A 21,878-nucleotide genomic window follows, 5' to 3' on the forward strand; every position below is an offset into this window, starting at 1 on the left:
AAAAAGATTACGGGCTGATGTTTATGTCGTCAGCTATTGCTGGTCCGATTCTGCCAGGTCGTCATGCTCCTGGCCCAAGAGCGATAATTCCAACAATGCATAACGGTGCTCAACGAAGTTGTGTACGTTGTTAGCAACCGCTAATTTGAACAGTGCCGTAGCGCTGTCCATATCCCCCAGACTTAGGTAGTACTTACCTAAATAGAAGTTGGTTTCACTGAGATGCTCAGCGAGCGAGGTGTTATCCGTTGCGTCCGCCTTGAGGCGTTCCATCAGCGTTGCTTCGCTAATGTTGCCCAGGTAGAACTCGACAATGTTCCATCCCCACTGTTCCTTGTCCGATTTATCGAAGCGCTGTTTCAGTGCCTCTTTTGCCTGCTTCTCATCGAGCTTCCGCTCAACGATGTAAAGCCACAGGCTACGGAAAGGATCATTAGGATCGTCTTGATAAAACGCCAGCAGATCATCTTGCGCTAACTTATCACGACCGCCGTAATACAGTGCGATACCGCGATTCAAGTGCGCGTAGTTGTAAGTTGGATCAAGCTCAAGTACAGAATCAAACGCTTCATAGGCAGCATCAAAATTGCCTGCCTGCGTTAAATAAATGCCTAAGTAATTGAATACTTCAGGCATATCAGGTCGGATAGCCAGCGCTTGTGAAAAATCATTTCGCGCCAATGCCCTCAGACCGAGACTATCATACAACACTCCGCGCTCATATAAAAGCTGTGCGCGTTCTTCATCGGTTAAAGCCCGACTGGCAAGAATTTGTTCCATGCGTGCCAGAATCACTTCCTGCTGCAAAGTCGGTTGCAATGGCACTGCGAGGACTTCGCTCTTACGCCAGGCAGAGTTGCTGCATCCTGCCAGCGTTAAAGCTGTCGCAACGAAACACCAGCGCAAAAAAGGCTTCATTTCCCACTCCCGAAGACAACTATTGGATGAACGTCCTGTCCCCCGGCGGCTTAACAAGGCGTCCTGCCTGATAATAGGCCCTCCGCAAAGCGGAGGGCAAATGGCAACTTACTCGCCTTGCTGTTCTGCTGCCTGTGCTTCTGGCGCAGCAGCTGGCTGAGACTGCTCGGTTGCTTCTTTAATGCTCAGACGGATACGGCCCTGGCGATCAACTTCCAGAACTTTCACCGGGACTTCCTGACCCATCTGCAGGTAATCGGTCACTTTCTCAACGCGCTTGTCAGCGATCTGAGAGATGTGAACCAGACCTTCTTTACCGCCACCGATGGCAACGAACGCGCCAAAGTCAACGATACGGGTCACTTTACCTGCGTAGACGCGGCCCACTTCGATCTCTGCAGTGATTTCTTCGATGCGACGGATAGCGAATTTCGCTTTCTCGCCGTCGGTTGCTGCGATCTTCACAGTACCGTCATCTTCGATTTCGATCGTGGTGCCAGTCTCTTCGGTCAGCGCACGGATTACGGAACCGCCCTTACCGATAACATCTTTGATCTTGTCTGGATTGATCTTGATGGTGTGGATACGTGGAGCGAACTGAGAAATGTCGCCACGCGGCGCGTTAATCGCCTGTTCCATCACGCCCAGGATGTGCAGACGCGCACCTTTAGCCTGGTTCAGAGCAACCTGCATGATCTCTTTGGTGATACCTTCAATTTTGATATCCATCTGCAGCGCAGAGATACCTTCGCGGGAACCCGCTACTTTGAAGTCCATATCGCCCAGGTGGTCTTCGTCGCCCAGAATGTCAGACAGAACAACGAAGTTGTCGCCTTCTTTCACCAGACCCATTGCGATACCCGCAACGGCGGCTTTGATTGGCACGCCTGCATCCATCAGCGCCAGAGAGGCACCACACACGGAAGCCATGGAAGAGGAACCGTTGGATTCGGTGATTTCAGAAACCACACGAACGGTGTACGGGAATTTGTCAGCTTCTGGCATCACTGCCAGCACGCCGCGCTTCGCCAGACGACCGTGACCAATTTCACGACGCTTCGGCGAGCCAACCATACCGGTCTCACCTACGGAGTACGGAGGGAAGTTGTAGTGGAACAGGAAGCTGTCAGTGCGCTCGCCCATCAGTTCGTCAATGTTCTGTGCGTCACGTGCGGTACCCAGGGTCGCGGTAACCAGCGCCTGCGTTTCGCCACGGGTGAACAGCGCGGAACCGTGAGTACGTGGCAGAACGCCAGTACGCACATCCAGACCACGGATCATGTCTTTTTCGCGGCCATCGATACGCGGCTCGCCTGCCAGTACGCGGCTACGAACAACGTTTTTCTCGATAGCGTGCAGGATGTCGCTCAGTTCGTTAGCGTCCAGCGCTTCGTCTTCAGCAACCAGCGTCGCGATAGTTTCAGACTTGATCACGTCAACCTGAGCGTAACGCTCCTGCTTGTCAGTGATGCGGTATGCATCGCTCAGACGAGATTCTGCCAGGGCTGCAACGCGTGCGTTCAGCGCGTCGTTTGCCGCTTCTGGCTGCCAGTCCCAACGTGGTTTACCGGCTTCTTTCACCAGGTCGTTGATGTTCTGGATAACGATTTGCTGCTGCTCGTGGCCAAATACCACAGCGCCCAGCATCTGGTCTTCGCTCAGCAACTCAGCTTCGGATTCAACCATCAGCACAGCGGCTTCAGTACCCGCAACAACCAGGTCCAACTTACTTTCTTTCAGCTCTTCCTGAGTTGGGTTCAGCACGTACTGGTCGTTGATGTAGCCAACGCGCGCGGCACCGATTGGGCCATTGAATGGAATACCAGACAGTGACAGGGCAGCAGATGCGCCGATCATGGCAACGATGTCCGGGTTAACCTGTGGGTTAACGGAAACAACGGTCGCGATAACCTGTACTTCGTTAACGAAGCCTTCCGGGAACAGCGGACGAACCGGGCGGTCAATCAGACGCGCAATCAGGGTTTCGCCTTCGCTTGGACGGCCTTCACGACGGAAGAAACCACCCGGGATTTTACCGGCAGCGTAGGTACGCTCCTGGTAGTTAACGGTCAGCGGGAAGAAGTCCTGACCTGGTTTAGCTTTTTTCTGGCCAACAACGGTAACGAATACCGCAGTGTCATCCATGCTTACCATAACGGCAGCAGTAGCCTGACGTGCCATCATGCCGGTTTCCAGCGTGACGGTATGTTGACCATACTGGAATTTACGAACGATCGGATTCAGCAAAGTTCTGTCCTTTCTTAAATGTTTGACAGCACACCACCGGTGTGCTGTCGATTTAACCCGACCTTCTTCGCATCCTCGCGACTAATGACAACCAACACCCCCATGGGTGAAGCCTCTCATTAGCCGCGCGAACCTCTGCAATGAAGATCATTTATAGCAACAATACAATAGTTTCCAGTGAATTGCTGCCGTCTGGTTGAAAAAAGGGGCCATCAGGCCCCCTTTTCTGAAACTCGCAAGACTTAGCGACGCAGACCCAGACGCTCGATCAGCGCGGTGTAGCGTGCAACATCTTTACGTTTCAGGTAGTCGAGCAGTTTACGACGCTGAGAAACCATACGCAGCAGACCACGACGGCTGTGGTGATCTTTTTTGTGCTCTGCAAAGTGACCCTGCAGGTGGTTAATCTGTGCAGTCAGCAGTGCAACCTGAACTTCGGTAGAACCGCTGTCGTTAGTACCACGACCAAACTCAGAAACGATTTTAGCTTTAGCTTCAACGCTTAGAGACATTTTCAAACTCCAAAGTATAAAGAATGTAAGGATGCCGATCTCTAATTCAGCAATCCAATGTACGCCCCGCAGATTGTTAAACAATTTACCAGGCGTTAAGCGGCGATATTCTACTCGTCTCCCCTGCTTATCGCAAGGTGAGCCGTTATCACCGTCACGCGTCGACCGGATATTCGACGACCAGGCGACGCGGCGCAACGCGCCCTTCACCGTCCATTTCGCCCATGCCGATGAATTTCCCTTCGTCACCTTCCGTCACGCGTACCAGTCCTTCCAGCGGCGCTTGTGCCGTACGAACCGGGTTGCCGTTCTTAAAGTAAACGGACGATGTTAAAGGAAGATTAACAACCGGGAAGTCCGCTGCCGGACTGTCCATCGGCATCAGCAATGGATCCAGCAAATCTGCCGGCGCGATCCCCTGCGCTTCCGCCTGTTCAACTAGCGCGTGCAGATGTTCCAGGGTCACCATCCGCTCCACCGGGTACTTGCTCACCGCCAGACGACGCAGGTAGATCACATGCGCGCCGCAGCCCAGCTTTTCACCGAGATCGTCGATGATGGTGCGAATATAGGTCCCTTTCGAACAGTGCACTTCCAGCTCCAGCTCATCGCCTTCATGGCGAATAAACAGCAGCTCGTACACGGTTATCGGGCGGGCTTCACGCGGAACGTCAATGCCCTGGCGCGCATATTCGTAGAGCTTCTTGCCCTGATATTTCAGCGCAGAATACATCGACGGCACCTGCATCGTGTCACCACGGAAGCTTTCCAGCGCAGCATCAAGCTGTTCCGCGCTGAAGGTCACCGGGCGCTCTTCCACCACCTGGCCATCCGCGTCGGAGGTGTCCGTGCGCTGGCCCAGTTTAGCGATAACGCGGTAACGCTTATCGGAGTCGAGCAGGTACTGGGAAAACTTTGTCGCCTCTCCCAGGCAGACCGGCAGCATGCCGGTTGCCAGCGGATCCAGCGCGCCCGTATGGCCCGCACGGTTGGCGTTATAAATACGCTTAACTTTTTGCAGCACGTCGTTGCTGGAAGCGCCCTGGGGTTTATCCAGCAGCAGCACACCGTGCACGTCGCGACCGCGACGACGAGGACGACTCATCAGTCCTCCTTGCTGTCGTCCGCCGGGTTAACACGACGCTCGTCGTCATGTTTCACCACGCTGGTCACCAGGTTGGACATACGCATACCTTCGACCAGCGAGTTGTCGTAGAAGAAGGTCAGTTCAGGCACGATACGCAGGCGCATCGCTTTGCCAAGCAGGGAGCGGATGAAGCCAGAGGCTTCCTGCAGCGCTTTAATGCCGTTTTTTACTGCCGCTTCGTCCTGATCGTTCAGGAAGGTGACGAACACTTTTGCATACGCCAGATCGCGGGACATTTCGACACCGGAAACGGTGGTCATCATGCCGACGCGCGGGTCTTTAATTTCACGTTGCAGAATGAGTGCGATCTCTTTCTGCATTTCCTGCGCTACGCGCTGAGGGCGACCAAATTCTTTCGCCATAATAAATTCTCCAGACAAAAAAGGGGCTAAAGCCCCTTTTTTAAATTATTGCCGGGTGGCGCTTCGCTTACCCGGCCTACGCTAAACAATCTTCTGTCGACGAAGATTACGCGATGGTACGCTGAATTTCGATGATCTCGAACACTTCGATCATATCGCCAACGCGAACGTCGTTGTAGTTCTTCACGCCGATACCACATTCCATGCCGTTACGGACTTCGTTAACGTCATCTTTGAAGCGGCGCAGGGATTCCAGCTCGCCTTCGTAGATAACCACGTTGTCACGCAGTACGCGGATTGGGTTGTGACGCTTGATGTTACCTTCGGTAACCATACAGCCCGCGATCGCACCGAATTTCGGTGATTTGAACACGTCACGTACTTCAGCCAGACCGATGATCTGCTGTTTCAGCTCAGGAGACAGCATGCCGCTCATCGCTGCTTTCACTTCGTCGATCAGGTTATAGATGACGGAGTAGTAACGCAGATCCAGGCTTTCGGCTTCAATTACTTTACGCGCAGACGCATCCGCACGAACGTTGAAGCCAACCAGGATAGCGTTGGACGCAGCAGCCAGGGTCGCGTCGGTTTCGGTGATACCACCTACGCCAGAACCGATGATCTTCACTTTCACTTCGTCGGTAGACAGTTTCAGCAAGGAGTCGGAGATCGCTTCCACAGAACCCTGTACGTCAGCTTTCAGAACGATGTTCACTTCGTGAACTTCGCCCTCGGTCATGTTGGCAAACATGTTCTCGAGTTTAGATTTCTGCTGACGAGCCAGTTTAACTTCACGGAATTTGCCCTGACGATACAGTGCCACTTCACGCGCTTTCTTCTCGTCACGCACAACGGTCACTTCGTCACCGGCAGCCGGAACACCGGACAGACCCAGGATTTCCACTGGAATGGACGGACCCGCTTCCAGAACTTCCTGACCCAGTTCGTTACGCATCGCACGAACGCGGCCGTATTCGAAGCCACACAGAACGATGTCGCCCTTGTTCAGGGTACCTTCACGAACCAGAACGGTTGCAACCGGGCCACGACCTTTATCCAGGAAGGATTCGATCACCGCGCCGCTCGCCATACCATTACGGATCGCTTTCAGCTCCAGAACTTCAGCCTGCAGCAGGATCGCGTTCAGCAGGTCGTCAATACCGGTACCCGCTTTAGCAGATACTGGGATGAACTGCGCTTCACCGCCCCACTCTTCCGGCATAACGCCGTACTGAGACAGTTCGTTCTTCACGCGGTCCAGATCGGCTTCTGGCTTATCGATCTTGTTGACTGCAACAACCAGAGGCACCTGCGCCGCTTTCGCGTGCTGGATAGCTTCAATGGTCTGTGGCATCACGCCGTCGTCTGCTGCAACAACCAGGACAACGATATCCGTTGCCTGAGCACCACGAGCACGCATTGAGGTAAACGCTGCGTGGCCTGGGGTATCCAGGAAGGTGATCATGCCGTTTTCGGTTTCTACGTGGTAAGCACCGATGTGCTGGGTAATACCACCCGCTTCACCAGAGGCAACCTTAGTAGAACGAATGTAGTCAAGCAGAGAGGTTTTACCGTGGTCAACGTGACCCATGATGGTCACAACCGGTGCACGCGGTTCAGCCGCAGCGCCAGTATCACGGTCGCTCATTACTGCTTCTTCCAGCTCGTTTTCACGACGCAGAATAACTTTGTGGCCCATCTCTTCAGCAACCAGCTGTGCGGTTTCCTGATCGATCACCTGGTTGATGGTGGCCATGGCACCCAGTTTCATCATCGCTTTGATGACCTGAGAGCCTTTAACCGCCATCTTGTTCGCCAGATCGCCAACGGTGATGGTTTCGCCAATCACGACGTCACGGTTAACCGCCTGAGCTGGCTTCTGGAAGCCCTGCTGCAGAGCGGAACCTTTACGCTTGCCGCCTTTACCGCCGCGAACAGCCGCGCGTGCTTCTTCACGATCAGCTTTGGATTCAGCGTGCTTGTTGCCTTTTTTCGCCGGACGCGCAGCTTTTGCATTACGGCCACGGCCGCGACCGCCTTCAACTTCACGGTCGTTATCATCTTCAGCCTGACGCGCATGCTGAGAAGTGGTCACGTGATAGTCGCTGGTGTCTTCAGTCGGCTCAACGGTATTCACACCATTCTTCTCGTTTTCTTCTGCCATGCGGCGCGCTTCTTCGGCGACGCGGCGAGCTTCTTCTTCCAGCTTACGGCGGGCTTCTTCTTCCGCTTTACGCTTCAGCTCGGCAGCTTCATTTTCACGGCGGGCTTTTTCAGCCTGGGCGGTTTTGGTCATTTCGTCTGTCTGTTGATTGCTCACTTTGTCTTTTTCCGCAGCGTCACGCTTCACTTTATCACTTGCGTCGCGTTTCGCTTTTTCTGCGGCCTCACGTTCAGCTTTTAATTCTGCTTCACGTTTGGCGGTTGCTTCCGCCTCACGCTGAGCTTGTTCTTCCGCTTCACGCTGTGCCTGCTCTTCCGCGGCAAGGCGTTCTGCCTCTTGCGGATCACGTTTTACAAAGGTGCGCGTCTTGCGGACTTCAATTTGTACCGATTTGCTTTTGCCACCGGTACCAGGGATGTTTAACGTGCTACGCGTTTTGCGCTGCAGCGTTAACTTGTCAGGCGTAGAACCGTGTTCACGGTTCAGGTGCGTTAACAAGGTTTGTTTTTCTTGCGCGGTCACCGAGTCATCAGCGGACTTCGGGATCCCTGCATCAGCAAATTGCTGTACCAGGCGGTCCACGGAGGTCTGAATCTCAGCAGCCAGCGATTTTACAGTTACATCAGTCATGCTGTTCCTTCCTGCTACAGTTTATTACGCTTCGTCGCCGAACCAGCAAATATTACGTGCGGCCATGATGAGCTCGCCGGCTTTCTCGTCGGTTAAACCTTCGATATCAGCCAGGTCATCAACGCCTTGCTCAGCGAGATCTTCCAGCGTACAAACACCACGGGCAGCCAGCTTGAACGCAATCGCACGATCAAGACCTTCCAGATTCAGCAGGTCATCAGCCGGCTTCTTATCGCCAAGGCTTTCTTCCTGAGCCAGCGCCAGGGTGGTCAGTGCGTTTTTAGCGCGTTCACGCAGGGCTTCAACAGTCTGTTCATCCAGACCGTCAATTTCCAGCAGCTCTTTCATTGGCACATAGGCCAGTTCTTCCAGCGTAGAGAAACCTTCTTCAACCAGAACAGTGGCGAAGTCTTCGTCAATATCCAGGTATTTAGTGAAGGTATCGATCGCCGCATGGGCTTCAGCCTGATGCTTAGCCTGCAGGTCATCAACGGTCATAACGTTGAGTTCCCAGCCGCTCAGCTGTGACGCCAGGCGTACGTTCTGACCGTTACGGCCGATTGCCTGCGCCAGGTTGCCCGCTTCAACAGCGATATCCATGGTGTGTTTGTCTTCGTCAACAACGATAGACGCCACATCAGCTGGAGCCATTGCGTTGATCACGAACTGCGCCGGGTTGTCATCCCACAGAACGATATCAATACGTTCGCCGCCCAGCTCAGTAGAAACTGCCTGGACACGCGCACCGCGCATACCGACGCAAGCACCGACCGGGTCGATACGCTTGTCGTTGGTTTTCACCGCAATTTTCGCACGGGAGCCCGGATCGCGAGCCGCCGCTTTAATCTCGATAACTTCTTCACCGATTTCCGGTACTTCGATACGGAACAGTTCTACCAGCATTTCTGGTTTAGAACGGGTCACGAACAGCTGTGCGCCACGCGCTTCAGGGCGAACGGCGTACAGAACGCCGCGAATACGGTCGCCCGGACGGAAGTTTTCACGCGGCAGCATATCTTCACGCAGGATCACGGCTTCAGCGTTACCCGGCAACCCTTCGGATTTGATCTCCAGGGAGATGTTGTCGCGGTTCACTTTCTTCACCACACCGGTGATGATTTCGCCTTCCTGATCGCGGAACTGATCGACAACCAGCGCGCGCTCGGCTTCGCGAACTTTCTGCACGATTACCTGTTTAGCGGTCTGGGTCGTGATACGGTCGAAGGTGACAGATTCAATCTGATCTTCAACGTACTCGCCTACGTTCAGACTTTCGTCTTCAAAACGGGCGGCTTCCAGCGTGATCTCTTTGGTCGGCTGGGTCACTTCTTCTACGATTACCCAACGACGGAATGTATCGAAGTCACCGCTTTTACGATCGATTTCTACGCGAACATCGATCTCTTGTTCGTATTTTTTCTTGGTTGCAGTAGCCAGTGCACTTTCCAGCGCTTCGAAAATCTTCTCACGCGGCAGTGATTTCTCGTTGGAGACGGCTTCAACAACAGCCAAAATTTCTTTGTTCATCGCGGGCTTTTCACCTCAATCCAGACTGTTAAAAGTGGGGAACCAGGTTCGCCTTCTGGATATTACTCAGCGCGAACACTTCATCTTTGCCGTCGACTGTCACCGTGATCATTTCACCATCAACGGCTTTGATAATTCCCTGCCATTTACGGCGGTTCTGTACGGCCATACGCAGAACGAGAGCCACTTCTTCACCGGTAAAGCGCACGTAGTGCTCGGCCGTGAACATCGGGCGATCGAGGCCAGGTGAGGAAACTTCCAGGTTGTACGCAACGGTAATCGGGTCTTCAACATCAAGAACCGCACTCACCTGGTGGCTGACATCAGCACAATCATCAACATTGATGCCATCTTCACTATCAATATAGATGCGCAGCGTCGATGTACGGCCGCGAACGAATTCGATGCCGACCAGTTCGTAGCCCAGTGCTTCGACCGGTGCAGTAATCATCTCTGTTAATTTTTGCTCTAATGTGGACAAGCCCACCCCCAAGACATAAAAAAAGGGCGTAAAGCCCAGTTATTCTGTAGTCAGATAACAAAAAACCCCGATAAATCGGGGCTTTAGATAACTGAACCCTATAGCCACAACTGTGGCCTGGAGCACTTTCCGAAAGAATTTTTTCAAATCCAGCTACGAAGGCTCTAAGTCTTCACAGTATATTTGAAAAAGAACTTTATGGGAAAGTGGTTGCGGGGGCCGGATTTGAACCGACGACCTTCGGGTTATGAGCCCGACGAGCTACCAGGCTGCTCCACCCCGCGCCTGAAACGTGGCAAATTCTACGCGTTTTGGACAGAATTTGCAAATAATGCTGGGATTTGGTACCGAAGACGGGACGTAAAATCGGCGTTTAGTATATTGATAGTTGACCCCACCTGTCAACCCAACTTCCGCCAGAGCGATCAGACCAAAATTTTTACAAAAAACGCACGACTCTCTTCCGGTCTTCGCCAAAAGATGATTAAATGAATACTCACTTATTTTGCATAAAAATGCACAAGAGAGCGAAAGCGGTCTCTAATCAGTCAATCAAGCAGGGTTTTATTCTATGACGACGATTCTCAAGCATCTTCCGGTTGGACAACGTATTGGCATCGCTTTCTCAGGTGGCCTGGATACCAGCGCTGCACTGCTGTGGATGCGCCAGAAGGGAGCGGTTCCGTATGCCTATACTGCGAACCTGGGTCAGCCGGATGAGGACGACTATGATGCCATTCCTCGTCGCGCTAAAGAGTATGGTGCAGAGAACGCGCGCCTGATTGACTGCCGTAAGCAACTGGTCGCTGAAGGTATCGCGGCTATTCAGTGTGGTGCGTTCCATAACACCACCGGCGGCCTGACCTATTTCAACACCACCCCGCTGGGCCGTGCGGTCACCGGCACCATGCTGGTTGCTGCGATGAAAGAAGACGGCGTCAATATCTGGGGTGACGGTAGCACCTATAAAGGTAACGATATTGAACGTTTCTATCGTTATGGCCTGCTGACCAACGCCGAACTGCAGATCTACAAGCCGTGGCTGGACACCGACTTCATCGACGAGCTGGGTGGCCGCCATGAGATGTCCGAGTTTATGATCGCCTGCGGTTTCGACTATAAGATGTCGGTCGAGAAAGCCTATTCCACCGACTCCAACATGCTGGGCGCGACGCACGAAGCGAAAGACCTGGAATTCCTGAACTCCAGCGTGAAGATCGTTAACCCGATCATGGGCGTGAAGTTCTGGGACGAGAACGTCAAAATCCAGGCTGAAGAAGTAACCGTGCGTTTCGAACGCGGCCATCCGGTTGCGCTGAACGGTAAAACCTTCTCTAATGATGTTGAGCTGATGCTGGAAGCTAACCGTATTGGCGGTCGTCACGGTCTGGGCATGAGCGATCAGATTGAAAACCGCATCATCGAAGCGAAAAGCCGCGGCATCTATGAAGCCCCGGGAATGGCGCTGCTGCACATCGCATACGAGCGTCTGCTGACCGGCATTCACAACGAAGACACCATTGAGCAGTACCACTCTCATGGCCGTCAGCTGGGTAAACTGCTGTATCAGGGCCGCTGGTTCGATCCACAGGCGCTGATGCTGCGCGATGCGCTGCAGCGTTGGGTGGCAAGCGCGATCACCGGTGAAGTGACGCTGGAACTGCGCCGCGGTAACGACTACTCCATCCTGAATACCGTGTCTGACAACCTGACCTATAAAGCAGAGCGTCTGACCATGGAGAAAGGTGATTCAGTCTTCTCTCCGGACGATCGTATCGGTCAGCTGACCATGCGTAATCTGGACATCACCGATACCCGCGAGAAGCTGTTCAACTATGTTGAGAATGGCCTGCTCTCCGCCAGTTCCGGTAACGGCCTGCCGCAGGTTGAGAACCTGGAACACAGCGATAAGAAGTAATCGGTAGCAAAGCATGCAAAAGGCGCCCACAGGGCGCCTTTTTTATATGGTATTTGTAGGGCGGGTAAGCGCAGCGCCACCCGCCATTTTGGCCGCCACCACAATATACAGACGAAAAAAAAGACGTCTTTCGACGTCTTTTTTCTGGAATATTGGTACCGAGGATGGGACTCGAACCCACAAGCCCGTTAGGGCACTACCACCTCAAGGTAGCGTGTCTACCAATTCCACCACCTCGGTACAGAATACTTAGTGCGGGATATCGCTGGTTGGCTTAGCCGGTGCAGCTGGCTGAGTCTGCTCAGTTTTCGCTGGCGCGCTCAGGTTTTCCCACTCGCTTCCTTTGCTGGTCTTATTGCTGTTGATATTGCCAAGCACCAGACTGATGATGAAGAACAGCGTAGCCAGAATCGCCGTTGTGCGGGTCATGAAGTTCGCAGAACCACTTGAGCCAAACAGCGTACCGGAAGCGCCTGCTCCGAAGGAGGCTCCCATATCAGCGCCTTTACCTTGCTGCAGCATAATCAGCGCTACGAGAGCGATGGCTACAATAAGGAAAATAACTAAAAGAGCTTCGTACATAATCAACCTGTTCCTTGCGGATTTGCCGCATACCAATGCTTCGACCAATTAGCAGGATTTTTGTTTCCCACTGAAGCGGGTGTGAATACTAACCAAAGCGAATGGCCTTCGCAAGGGCAATTTTGACGCATTGTATCAACTGCGGAAAAAAACAGCAAAAAGCCATTAAAAGCTTAAAAATAGAGCTGCAACTACCTCACTTTTAAGCACTTAGCCAATAAGCGCGCTTGCGCGCGCTTTGTATTACGCTTCGATTGGCGCACGCCAGTCGTCAGCACCGGACGTGCCTGATACCGTGTGTTCCCAGGTAATCTTCCGGTAAGCCAGAGAGACTTTTACCAATTGCGTAAACTCCGCCTTCTGCAGATCCTGACAATGCGGCATCTGGCAGTCGATATCCACAATGGTCGCGTCATCCAGGATGGTTGAGAAAAAGTGTTCCTGCTTCCCTTCAATTGACGTGCGGTACCATTTCATTTCAACTTTAGGCAGCATCTCCCCTGAAGCCAGTGCGTTATAAAGAAGAGGAACCGCTTTGTTCAGTGCAACGGTGAATCTAAACGGTTTATGCGCGCGCTGACCTGATGGCTGGCCTGACTGTGGATCAGTCGGAACCGTTACGACATGTTCAAATTCCTGCACCAGCATCTGATCCTCGTGCCCCTGAACATAGATGTTACCGACAGAGTCAGACGTGAACGCGCCGGAAGTGATGTTGCCCTGGGTTTTCCCCTGGATTGAGATATAACATGGAGTTGGCATTTCAATTTCCTTTGAAAAATAACCATCGACTTTGTGAAAACAAACATCCTGTTTATTTTCACTCCTTAAGAGATCGCTCAACATTCCGCAGAGCACAACGTCTCTGGAAAAAAAGTACCATGGTCAGTTAGCAATAAATTTCTCATGCATTCATAAAATGTAAAAAATCATGAAGAAAGAATCTTCCTCACGGAAAAAACTTTCCATTTTTTATCAAATATAAGCGTGGAAAATAATAAAGCTCTTTTTTACTTAAATTCATCAGAAGGAATTTATGACATCTATATTATTGCTCGTCATTTAGACAGCGTTGCAAAGCGAGTTCACAACAATTCAAATGTCCATCTAGCAATTTATACTGAAATGCACGCTGCGCCGTCATAAGCGGATTCGGATCCGGGCTTATCCACATTTGCACCGGGCCAAAAAAATCGTCAAGACGAATAGCGGCCAGGTTATGCAGCCAATGGTTAAACACCCGTGGATCATAAAAACGGAACCGATTCGATGCCCCACCCTCTTCCTTTATATAGAGTAATCCCTGGAGATGACGGATCAGCTGCTCGGGATCCTCCACATCTGCCACCAGCCAAAGCGCGTTAAAACCATACTCCGGCCTTGAGAGTATGTATTGAACCAGCCTCGGCCTGGTCCATGCCGCCAGCAACCACGGCCCTTTGACAGCCAGCGCTTGCTCATCCGCACGAAACAGCGAGTAATTCGCTACCTCTAATGCATCGGCCATTCCCAGGACTGATGCATCAAGGGCGTTATCAACAATAACCCATAAGGGCAGACCCGCCTCGCACAGCCTATAGAGCGTATTTTGCGTAACGTCGATTTTAACCGGTTGCCCGCCTGCGACTGGAGTCGTGTTCAGTGAGGCCAGTTCTTCTAACACCGCCCATTTTTCCGAGCCTGCCTCTCCTTTGCTCAACAGAGTTTGTACTTCCTCCTGTCGCCAGAAAGGCTCTCCACCAGTCAGTGAAATTGTTAATAACCGCGCAAAGCCTTCTCGGGTCAGCACGTTAAGCGCGCTTGCACGCTTCACCTGTTCCTCCAGCCAGTACAGCCCTTCTGGACCTGACGGCGGAGCAGGAATATCATCCCGCCTCATCACATCCCGCAGGGCATTAAAAATAGCGGCTTTCTCCCTTCCCTGCTCAAGTACCAGGCGGTCTTCATCACGTAAATGCCAGAACGACTTTTCCATTTATTCTCCTTTTGACGCCGCCTTCAACGGCGCCTTTACCGTGATTAATGACCGTACATCTGGATATCTTCGTCAGCACCTTTACGCATCTTAATGCTTTCCAGTACCCACATAGCCAGCTCTTCACCGCTGACCTTGTCCCGCAATTCTGGCGGCAGATCGCGGGTGTCAAACCTGCCGGCGATCTTTATCAGCGGCTTCATATGATTTCCGGTCTCCACATGGCTCGGGATCCACTGAAACTCCCGGGCTGACGGGTTGCTTTTATCGCGGCTGGTGTACAGTTCGCCCTTCATACCGCCCACGTCAACGGTTGTGCTCGGGAAGAAAAGCTGCAGGAGTTTGCCCTTGGAGACGCGGCTTTCGAGTTTGGATTCCTGTCCTTTTTGATAATTTTCCACATCCACTGACAGGAAGGTTTTTGAACCTTCCCGCTTTGAGTGCCAGACCATGTGATAGAACTCGTTCTTTTCGAGCCGCCCTGGATAGTAGTGATATTCGTTATCCAGGCAGAAACCGGGGGCATAGTGAGGGTACGGTTTGTAGGTGATTTTATTAATATCATCCATTTCAGCATCCAGCTTACGCTGGACCTGCTGGCGGAGTTGATCTTCTGATAGTGGCCGCTGTAGCTGGATTCCTTTTCCGTCTATAACGAGCCACTCCTTATGTTCCTTTATTTCCTTTAAATAAAAGGTACGAAATAAGTAAAGTGAACTTAGGGAGCTAACGTCATTTGTAGTTTCTATATATTCCATAATGACACGTGGGTCACTTTTCATATCTTGGTGAGATATTTTACTGCCATAAGAACTCATTCCTTTGCGCAAATCAGGAGCAATAGAATCTTTAACATATTTTACCCAATCCTTTTCAAGACCCGGATTATCAGATCTTATCGCTGTTACTATTTCAACATTAAAATTTTCAAACCAATAATTTCCGCTGTACATATACATGTAATCAGGCAGTTCAACTTCATAACGTCCAAAACAGTGTTTCTGAACTGATAGTTTATTTTCCGTCATAGAATCCTTTCCTTCTGCGATATGACCACACCCTTGCAACATCATCGCAACGCTTAAGACTATTACCGCTGACCATTTTCTATTCATTTCTCTTCCCCTTTCGAGAACCTATACCGAACCGCTCTGGTAAGCAGAAAACCTTCAGCCCGTTATTGAGCAAACATCTGGATATCTTCATCAGCACCTTTACGCATCTTGATGCTTTCCAGTACCCATATCTGCTGCGGAGTAGCACTCATTTCAACTATTGTCTGGTAACCGAGATTTGATGTGAGGAAAAAGGCAATATTCTTACAATCAATAAGTTGTCCTTCTCCATCCGCCATCTCCCCTTTATCAAAGGCTTGATAGAATAAATTCAGCACGTCTGGATGCGCTTTTTCGACTTCATCCAGCAGCACGACTGAATAGGGCTTTTTACGGATAGCCTCGGTCAGGATCCCCCCCTCACCGAACCCAACGTAGCCCGGAGGAGAGCCAATAAGTCTTGAAACGGTATGTTTCTCCTGAAACTCCGACATATTGATGGTCGTTAACCAGGCATGGCCTCCAAAAAGGAGTTCAGTGAGGTGTAATACGGTTTCGGTTTTGCCAACACCGCTCGGTCCCACCAACAAAAAAGCGCCCAAAGGACGTCCGGTTCGCCTTAAATCGGCGCGCGCGGTCAATAGATGTCGATGAAGATGTTCTATCGCAAGGTCCTGACCTTTAATGGTTTTAGAAAGAAAGTCAGGCAGCTCGGTGATGACCTTCAGTTCATTTTGCGTGATTTGCTGTAGAGGTACGCCTGTCCATTCGGCGATGACTGACGAAATCAGATCTCTGTCGACATGTGCTGAAAGGCATTTTTGCGTTTTTTGTAAAGCAATCAGCTGTTCTTCACATCCCGCTAGTTGCAACGCGGTATCGGAAGATGCCTCCTCTTTAAGAAGAGACTGGCGCAAGGCGATTATTTCTGAAACCAGCGTCTTCTGGCTTTGCCACTGCTTTTCGAGCATTTCCCGTTCGGACTGTAGGCGTTGACGCAATGAAAAAAGCTCACCCAAGCGTTCCGCGTATTCGTTTAGTCCGATACGCTGCTCACGTTCAATATGATGAATTTCTTGTTCAGTCTCTTTCAACCGGGTTTCCAGCCTGGTGTACTCTCGGGGTGGAACCGTCAGGTTAATTGCGCAGCGCGCACAGGCGGTATCAAGAACATCGATAGCTTTATCAGGGAGTTGTCGGCCTGAAAGATAACGAGCACTTAATTGAACCGCAGCGACCAGCGCCTCGTCATCAACAAGAACGTTATGCGCGAGTTCATAACGAGCCACCAAACCCCGGAGAATGGTTGTTGCCTGAACGAGATCTGGTTCGTTGACTTTTACAAGCTGGAAACGTCGGGTTAATGCTGCGTCTTTCTCAATGTATTTTTTGTACTCCCGCCAGGTCGTGGCAGCGATCGTTTTTAACTCCCCTCTGGCCAGAGCAGGCTTGAGTAAGTTTGAAACGTCCAGCCCTCCCTGCGTATTGCCCGCACCTATCAAGGTATGCGCTTCATCAATAAACAAAATAACTGGCGCTGGCGCGTCAAAGATCTCCTGCATAATCCCTTTGAATCGCTTCTCGAATTCGCCTTTCACTGAGGCTCCCGCTTGCATCGCGCCAAGATCCAACGAAAGCAACACCGTTCCTTTGAGCGGGTCCGGCACCTGGTTCGCCACGATACGACTCGCCAGCCCTTCAATAAGCGCACTTTTGCCCACGCCAGCTTCGCCAACAACGATGGGATTATTCTTGCGACGACGACAAAGAATATCGATCATCAGATCTATCTCTTCATCCCGGCATAAAACGGGGTCAAGCCTGTTCTCACGCGCAGCCTCGGTGATATCCGTAGTGAACCGAGAAAGTAGCGAGCCCTCACCACCGAGGTTAGCTGGTATCGTTCGGGATGGGGATACGTCCGTGGTGCAATTTTCAGCCGAGTCCCTGGTGATGGAGTTAATTTTTGCAGTCAATTGCTCGCGGTTGATTCCTTCGATCAAGCGGCAAAAATCAACCGGAAGGTACCGATGACGGTGCGTCAGTAAGACCAAAAACAGAGCCCCGCTACGCAGTTCATGTTGATTCAATTCCGTTGACGCCAGTAACCAGCTATCCTGTAACCACTCGACAAGCAGGGGCGAAAATGAAGGGTATGACTGCGGATAATCAGTACGATCGAGAGGACTAACCTGCAGTAATGATTTTGCACGCTCGGCCTCTATTCCATATTCATGGAAAATGAATCGAATATCACAAAGCGGAGTGTCAATTAATTCATTTAATAAATGAATTACGCTAATTTCAGTTGCATGTTGATTTACACTCACCGCCGCTGCCTGCTCAAGCGCACGACGAACGAGAGGATGCAACCGCTCTACAAGAGCGGCTATTTCAATCCTGATCATTTTTATCTCTTAGATATATTTATATAAAATGGTTTATTGGCCTACTGCAGTAAAATATCTAGCCTGTCTATGATATTTTCTGTCTGAATATGTAACTGCCAATGGAAAAGTAAAAAGCCCCCCAGCGCGATAAAAGTCATCAGCCAGGCAATTTTCTTTACCGAGAGCAATCCTCTTAGCCCATATTTCTTCTCTCGTTCCGTTGAGCCTAAGTGAATGATCGTATTGCCAAGAAGAACGTTACGCTCTGCTGGTTGCTGTGCACTGACGCTTTGTAACTTCTGATGAATGAGCCGCAGAATGCGTTCCCGTTCTTCCTGGTATTGCACCGTCATTCGGTAGCGCCCCTGAAAGCCCAGGCACAAACAAAGATGAATAAACTCCAGCAGGTCATGGTAGCGTGAGGGTTCGAGCAATAGTCGGTTTATAAGTTGATAGCATTTTTCTCCGCCCCAGGTTTCACTGTGAAAACGCACGAGCAAAGTGTGTTGCGCCCAGCATTCGATTCCCCATGGGCGAGCCATAACCATTTCATCAATAAACGTACAGAAGAAATAACTCCAGGATATTAATACTCCCGGTTCATAGCGCTCCGCTTCAAGGCGCCGTAATATATGGCGAATATCCTGCTCAACCAAATCGATAAGATTTTTATCATCAGGCGGCTCAAGCAATGTTTTAACCCGGACAGTAAAACCCAGCAAAGGAGACGACTCTCTGATTAACGGATTGGGATGGTTAATCATGCCAGAAAAGTCATCTACCTCCCCGGAAACTGGGGGGTACCTGAAGCCAGGCTCTTGAATAAACGTCGTGTGTGAAGCATGCATTTGAATTTATCTCCTGATAGCCCAGAATTGCATATCCAGCTCCGGGAACTTCCCGCCGATGTGAAAAGCAAACCCGGTATGGGTACCCACTCTGGGCCAGTAAGGGCTTTGACGATCTAAAGAGAAGTAGATATAGCCATTATGGTATGGCAATTGACGAGGCGAGGTTGCCAGCGGGCGAAGAGGAATCCCCTGCGTATGCGTGCTGACCAGTTTCATAATCGCTTCAGGCGTTGCGATTTTGCTTTGCTGAATGAACTGCTTACTCAAAATATCAAGCGGCATGTTTGCTCTTACTGCGAGTACAAAATCGGCATCACTGAGTAATTCTTCTTGCGCCACCGCAGCAACAAATACCCCAAAGCGCTGCTCAAGTAATTGCAGAGATTGTGCCCGAGGTGAAAGAACAGTACTCAGCGCCTGCCTGAGTGCCAGCATAAGCGGGCGGAAACTACGCTGTAAATCATCATGGAAATAGTGCGGAATGCTCCTGGGCAACCGGCTAATATCGGTAAATGTCATTAATTCGCCGCAAAATCCCGATAACAAAGTGAAAAGGTGTTCGGGGTGCAAAACGGCCCGGCTATTTAAATGCTCAAGGACGGGTCGCATACGATTTAAGAGCTGCAGCAACATGAATTCGGCCACGTCAGCGACGCCTTGCTGGCCTGGAGATCCAATCCTGTCAGCCAGGTTTTTTGCCCGCTCCCCCACCAGACCGGTGACTTCAGACAAAAAGTTTTTCAAATGCGTCACGGTATTAATGGTCAAACAGGTTGGAATAAAATGCGGATCCAGCAGCAAACTACCATCAGGTCTTTTATCCGCAATTCGCGCGACAGGGATCGATGCAAAGGTGCTTCTGTCTTCACTTTCCAGCATTAGCCGCAGGTTAACTTTAGCGACATTCACTGCCGCTATTTCTGCACTCTGAGAATACAGATCGCGAACGGATTCAAGGCACGCCTGATAGCGCGTTCGGCTTCCGTTATGCTCCTGAGAAGTATTTATCTCAAGAATATGATCGCTCGCCAGAGGTACCGCGAGATAAACAACCTGTCCAACCAGGTTAGCCTCTGAGACCTGTAATGGAAGAGGCAGAACATCTTCATAAGGGAGGCTAAAGAAGGTCCCGTCGGGCATGATCCCTGACGCCGAGACAAGTGTAACTCGGCCAAAGCTTAAGTGATCTTCGTTGATTTTAAGCTCAGATACACCGTAAAAATGCTCAGTTAAAGCTGAAAGCGAAGTATAGAGCAAATAATCGTTATGCCTCTGCTGCTGCTGAAAATGTTGAGGCTTAATGAATAACCCCTCCCCCCAGATAATTCGATTGCGGGTTAACATCAGTCTTCGCTCTCCTTGAGAATATCTACGCTATTCTTATGCAGCTGAATTAAAATTTGATAACGATGGCCGACCGGTGAAACTTTTATCACTTTTTTCCACTGCGTCGCATTAGGTTGACTGAAATAAACGGCAACGCCTATGAATCGTGTTTCTTTATCCAGCTCAACGGGGGGAAGATATTTATATTGCCCCGGTATAAGGGTGAAGTCCTGGTGGTTCAGGTAGTTTTTGCCAAGGACATCCTCCAGCTTTTTTGTAGTGAGCTGATCGATATCTGTGGCTAAAAGTTTGGAATCATCTGACATCCAGATAACCTGAAAAGAGGCGGGCGAAGCAGCCAGACTCTCATTGGGGTTGATGTCACTGTCGGCCAACAATGTGAGCCCAACCTGTGAGGGAAGCTTCGAGACAGTCGTCGTTTCATCTGCAGGCCAGAGAGGATTTTTACACCCTGAGAGCAGCACTGAAAAAAGAATGAGCAGTTGAACTGTCATCAACATTCGCAGCCGCCTCATGCCTTATCCTCATCGCGTAAGTCACGCAGCGCTTTATCGTAGACTTGTTCGAAAACCTCCTGGAACAGGCGGTCGACTCCCTGCTGCCTTGTCGATTTGAGCTCTTCAAAATAGTGGTTATACATTTCCCAGATCCAAGCCGGATCGTTTATATCAACCAGGTGATCGCGTCGATAACGCTGAAAGCGCGCCATAAGGACGTCAGGGGAGAAGGTGTCAATCACACATGCGAGCGCTTCACCTACTGCCTGACGGGACGCATACGCATGCAACCGTAAAAAAGAGAGGCATTCCGTTACCGCGGCTGAAGGTGACAAATGAACCTGGCTTTTTTGGTCACCGAAAAGTGCGTCCACCGTGCCGACGTAATCTAAGCCAAGCCGTAGCGGGTTATCTTCTACGGGCTGGAGTTGCTTATTCACTCGAATACGATCCTGCTCAAGAAGCAGTATGCCTTTAATCGCGGACTCTAGCGTACGTCCAGCCTCTTCTAAAAAGCCATTTGCCTGCTGGCTATCAGAAAGGTTCAAAAAATGTCCCATTCCCCGCATCAATGGCGTGATGGCTACACTTTCAAAGGGCTGAGATTCGTGACGCTCACCATAAAGAGACGTCGCTGGCGTGGGGATATCAATAAATTCTTCATCCAACATGGGCTCTGACCGCGTAAAAGTAGCCCCGGTTTCAAGATTATTATTTCCTGAAGGCATCATTTCCGGAGATGAAAGCGAGCCTCCCATACCCAGTGTGCCCGGATCGTAAGGGTGATGACTGTAAACCATCGATTTCGGTAAAGCGGAAGGAGCACTTGACCCGGAGGGCTCTTCAATTATTTGGTTCACATCGCTGGGGCTCGACATAGCTATAAGACTCTGGGTACGCTGATAGTCCGCAATATCCATTTTTTCTGTGCCAGCGATTATTTGGGTAGTGAATGCGATGCTCCCCATTTTGATCTGGTCTCCAGAGGACAATGCCACCATATTTTTCGCGCCAATGCTGTGCTCAGCTTCGTTGATAAAGGTTTGTCCACTCACATCTTCAAGACAGAATTGGCCATCTTGCCAGAGAATTCTGGCGTGAATAGTTTGAATCGCCTGACGGCTATCTTGCACATGCCAGTGCAGGGCTTCTCCCGCATCCTGGCTTCCAATCGTTCCGCCTTCTTTATTAAAACGATGAGAACGATCGATTTTTCTGCCGATACTGTTTAAATCAACAATATTTAGAATCAGTTCCATTGAATCATTCATATAA

The 21,878-nt window shown here is 50.8% G+C and carries 18 protein-coding genes and 2 tRNA genes; 1 reads left to right on the forward strand and 19 read right to left on the reverse strand.

Translation table 11 applies throughout. From position 1 onward, the window contains the following. Positions 1–33 precede the first annotated feature (33 nt). The 9 genes from nlpI to GVO84_RS19955 all read right to left on the reverse strand — a co-directional run bounded on the left by nlpI (position 34) and on the right by GVO84_RS19955 (position 10,272). Positions 34–918, reverse strand: a complete 885-nt coding sequence (gene nlpI, locus GVO84_RS19915; protein WP_023309331.1) for a lipoprotein NlpI — start codon at positions 916–918, stop codon at positions 34–36. 108 nt (positions 919–1,026) lie between these two features. After that, the gene (gene pnp, locus GVO84_RS19920) at positions 1,027–3,165 is read right to left on the reverse strand and encodes a polyribonucleotide nucleotidyltransferase (protein ID WP_121424759.1); all 2,139 of its coding nucleotides are present in this window, start codon (positions 3,163–3,165) and stop codon (positions 1,027–1,029) included. A 242-nt stretch (positions 3,166–3,407) separates the two neighbouring features. Continuing rightward, complete coding sequence (rpsO, locus tag GVO84_RS19925) at positions 3,408–3,677, reverse strand: 30S ribosomal protein S15 (RefSeq protein WP_003861789.1); 270 nt, start codon at positions 3,675–3,677, stop codon at positions 3,408–3,410. Positions 3,678–3,831: 154 nt separating this feature from the next. Continuing rightward, the gene (truB, locus tag GVO84_RS19930; RefSeq protein ID WP_159514995.1) at positions 3,832–4,782 is read right to left on the reverse strand and encodes a tRNA pseudouridine(55) synthase TruB; all 951 of its coding nucleotides are present in this window, start codon (positions 4,780–4,782) and stop codon (positions 3,832–3,834) included. Then, positions 4,782–5,186 (reverse strand): 30S ribosome-binding factor RbfA, encoded by a 405-nt coding sequence (rbfA, locus tag GVO84_RS19935; protein ID WP_003024988.1) that lies wholly within the window; start codon positions 5,184–5,186, stop codon positions 4,782–4,784. The genes truB and rbfA overlap by 1 nt, the downstream gene beginning before the upstream one ends. Before the next feature lie 106 nt (positions 5,187–5,292). Beyond that, a complete protein-coding gene (gene infB / locus GVO84_RS19940) occupies positions 5,293–7,980 on the reverse strand; it encodes a translation initiation factor IF-2 (protein WP_159514996.1) in 2,688 nt (895 codons plus the stop codon). A gap of 24 nt (positions 7,981–8,004) precedes the next feature. Continuing rightward, positions 8,005–9,507 (reverse strand): transcription termination factor NusA, encoded by a 1,503-nt coding sequence (gene nusA, locus GVO84_RS19945; protein WP_063143573.1) that lies wholly within the window; start codon positions 9,505–9,507, stop codon positions 8,005–8,007. Between the two features lie 28 nt (positions 9,508–9,535). Further along, positions 9,536–9,988: a ribosome maturation factor RimP gene (gene rimP / locus GVO84_RS19950; RefSeq protein ID WP_032639709.1), complete on the reverse strand. Its 453-nt coding sequence runs from the start codon at positions 9,986–9,988 to the stop codon at positions 9,536–9,538. A gap of 207 nt (positions 9,989–10,195) precedes the next feature. Further along, a tRNA-Met gene (locus GVO84_RS19955) sits at positions 10,196–10,272 on the reverse strand. Between the two features lie 287 nt (positions 10,273–10,559). Here GVO84_RS19955 and argG point away from each other — a divergent pair. Continuing rightward, on the forward strand, positions 10,560–11,906 hold the full coding sequence (gene argG, locus GVO84_RS19960; protein ID WP_159514997.1) for an argininosuccinate synthase: 1,347 nt from the start codon (positions 10,560–10,562) through the stop codon (positions 11,904–11,906). A gap of 153 nt (positions 11,907–12,059) precedes the next feature. Here the strand turns inward: argG and GVO84_RS19965 are convergent. The 10 genes from GVO84_RS19965 to tagH all read right to left on the reverse strand — a co-directional run bounded on the left by GVO84_RS19965 (position 12,060) and on the right by tagH (position 21,874). Further along, positions 12,060–12,146 (reverse strand) — tRNA-Leu (locus tag GVO84_RS19965). 9 nt (positions 12,147–12,155) lie between these two features. Beyond that, positions 12,156–12,488 (reverse strand): preprotein translocase subunit SecG, encoded by a 333-nt coding sequence (gene secG, locus GVO84_RS19970; RefSeq protein WP_023333590.1) that lies wholly within the window; start codon positions 12,486–12,488, stop codon positions 12,156–12,158. Between the two features lie 243 nt (positions 12,489–12,731). Continuing rightward, positions 12,732–13,250 (reverse strand): Hcp family type VI secretion system effector, encoded by a 519-nt coding sequence (locus tag GVO84_RS19975; RefSeq protein ID WP_059354212.1) that lies wholly within the window; start codon positions 13,248–13,250, stop codon positions 12,732–12,734. 286 nt (positions 13,251–13,536) lie between these two features. Then, entirely contained in the window at positions 13,537–14,463 is a 927-nt protein-coding gene (locus tag GVO84_RS19980) for a DUF4123 domain-containing protein (protein WP_159514998.1), read from the reverse strand. A gap of 44 nt (positions 14,464–14,507) precedes the next feature. Next, positions 14,508–15,578 (reverse strand): hypothetical protein, encoded by a 1,071-nt coding sequence (locus tag GVO84_RS19985; protein WP_159514999.1) that lies wholly within the window; start codon positions 15,576–15,578, stop codon positions 14,508–14,510. A gap of 62 nt (positions 15,579–15,640) precedes the next feature. After that, positions 15,641–17,926 carry a type VI secretion system ATPase TssH gene (tssH, locus tag GVO84_RS19990; RefSeq protein ID WP_236545899.1) on the reverse strand — a complete coding sequence of 762 codons (2,286 nt, stop codon included), beginning with the start codon at positions 17,924–17,926 and terminating at the stop codon, positions 15,641–15,643. Between the two features lie 41 nt (positions 17,927–17,967). Then, the gene (gene icmH / locus GVO84_RS19995; protein ID WP_159515000.1) at positions 17,968–18,756 is read right to left on the reverse strand and encodes a type IVB secretion system protein IcmH/DotU; all 789 of its coding nucleotides are present in this window, start codon (positions 18,754–18,756) and stop codon (positions 17,968–17,970) included. Between the two features lie 6 nt (positions 18,757–18,762). Then, complete coding sequence (tssK, locus tag GVO84_RS20000; protein WP_159515001.1) at positions 18,763–20,103, reverse strand: type VI secretion system baseplate subunit TssK; 1,341 nt, start codon at positions 20,101–20,103, stop codon at positions 18,763–18,765. Further along, positions 20,103–20,606 carry a type VI secretion system lipoprotein TssJ gene (gene tssJ / locus GVO84_RS20005; RefSeq protein WP_233469809.1) on the reverse strand — a complete coding sequence of 168 codons (504 nt, stop codon included), beginning with the start codon at positions 20,604–20,606 and terminating at the stop codon, positions 20,103–20,105. The genes tssK and tssJ overlap by 1 nt, the downstream gene beginning before the upstream one ends. 11 nt (positions 20,607–20,617) lie before the next feature. After that, positions 20,618–21,874: a type VI secretion system-associated FHA domain protein TagH gene (gene tagH, locus GVO84_RS20010; RefSeq protein ID WP_159515003.1), complete on the reverse strand. Its 1,257-nt coding sequence runs from the start codon at positions 21,872–21,874 to the stop codon at positions 20,618–20,620. Positions 21,875–21,878 lie beyond the last annotated feature (4 nt).

The organism is Enterobacter sp. SM3 (genome assembly GCF_009811935.2).
Lineage (GTDB): Bacteria > Pseudomonadota > Gammaproteobacteria > Enterobacterales > Enterobacteriaceae > Enterobacter > Enterobacter asburiae_D.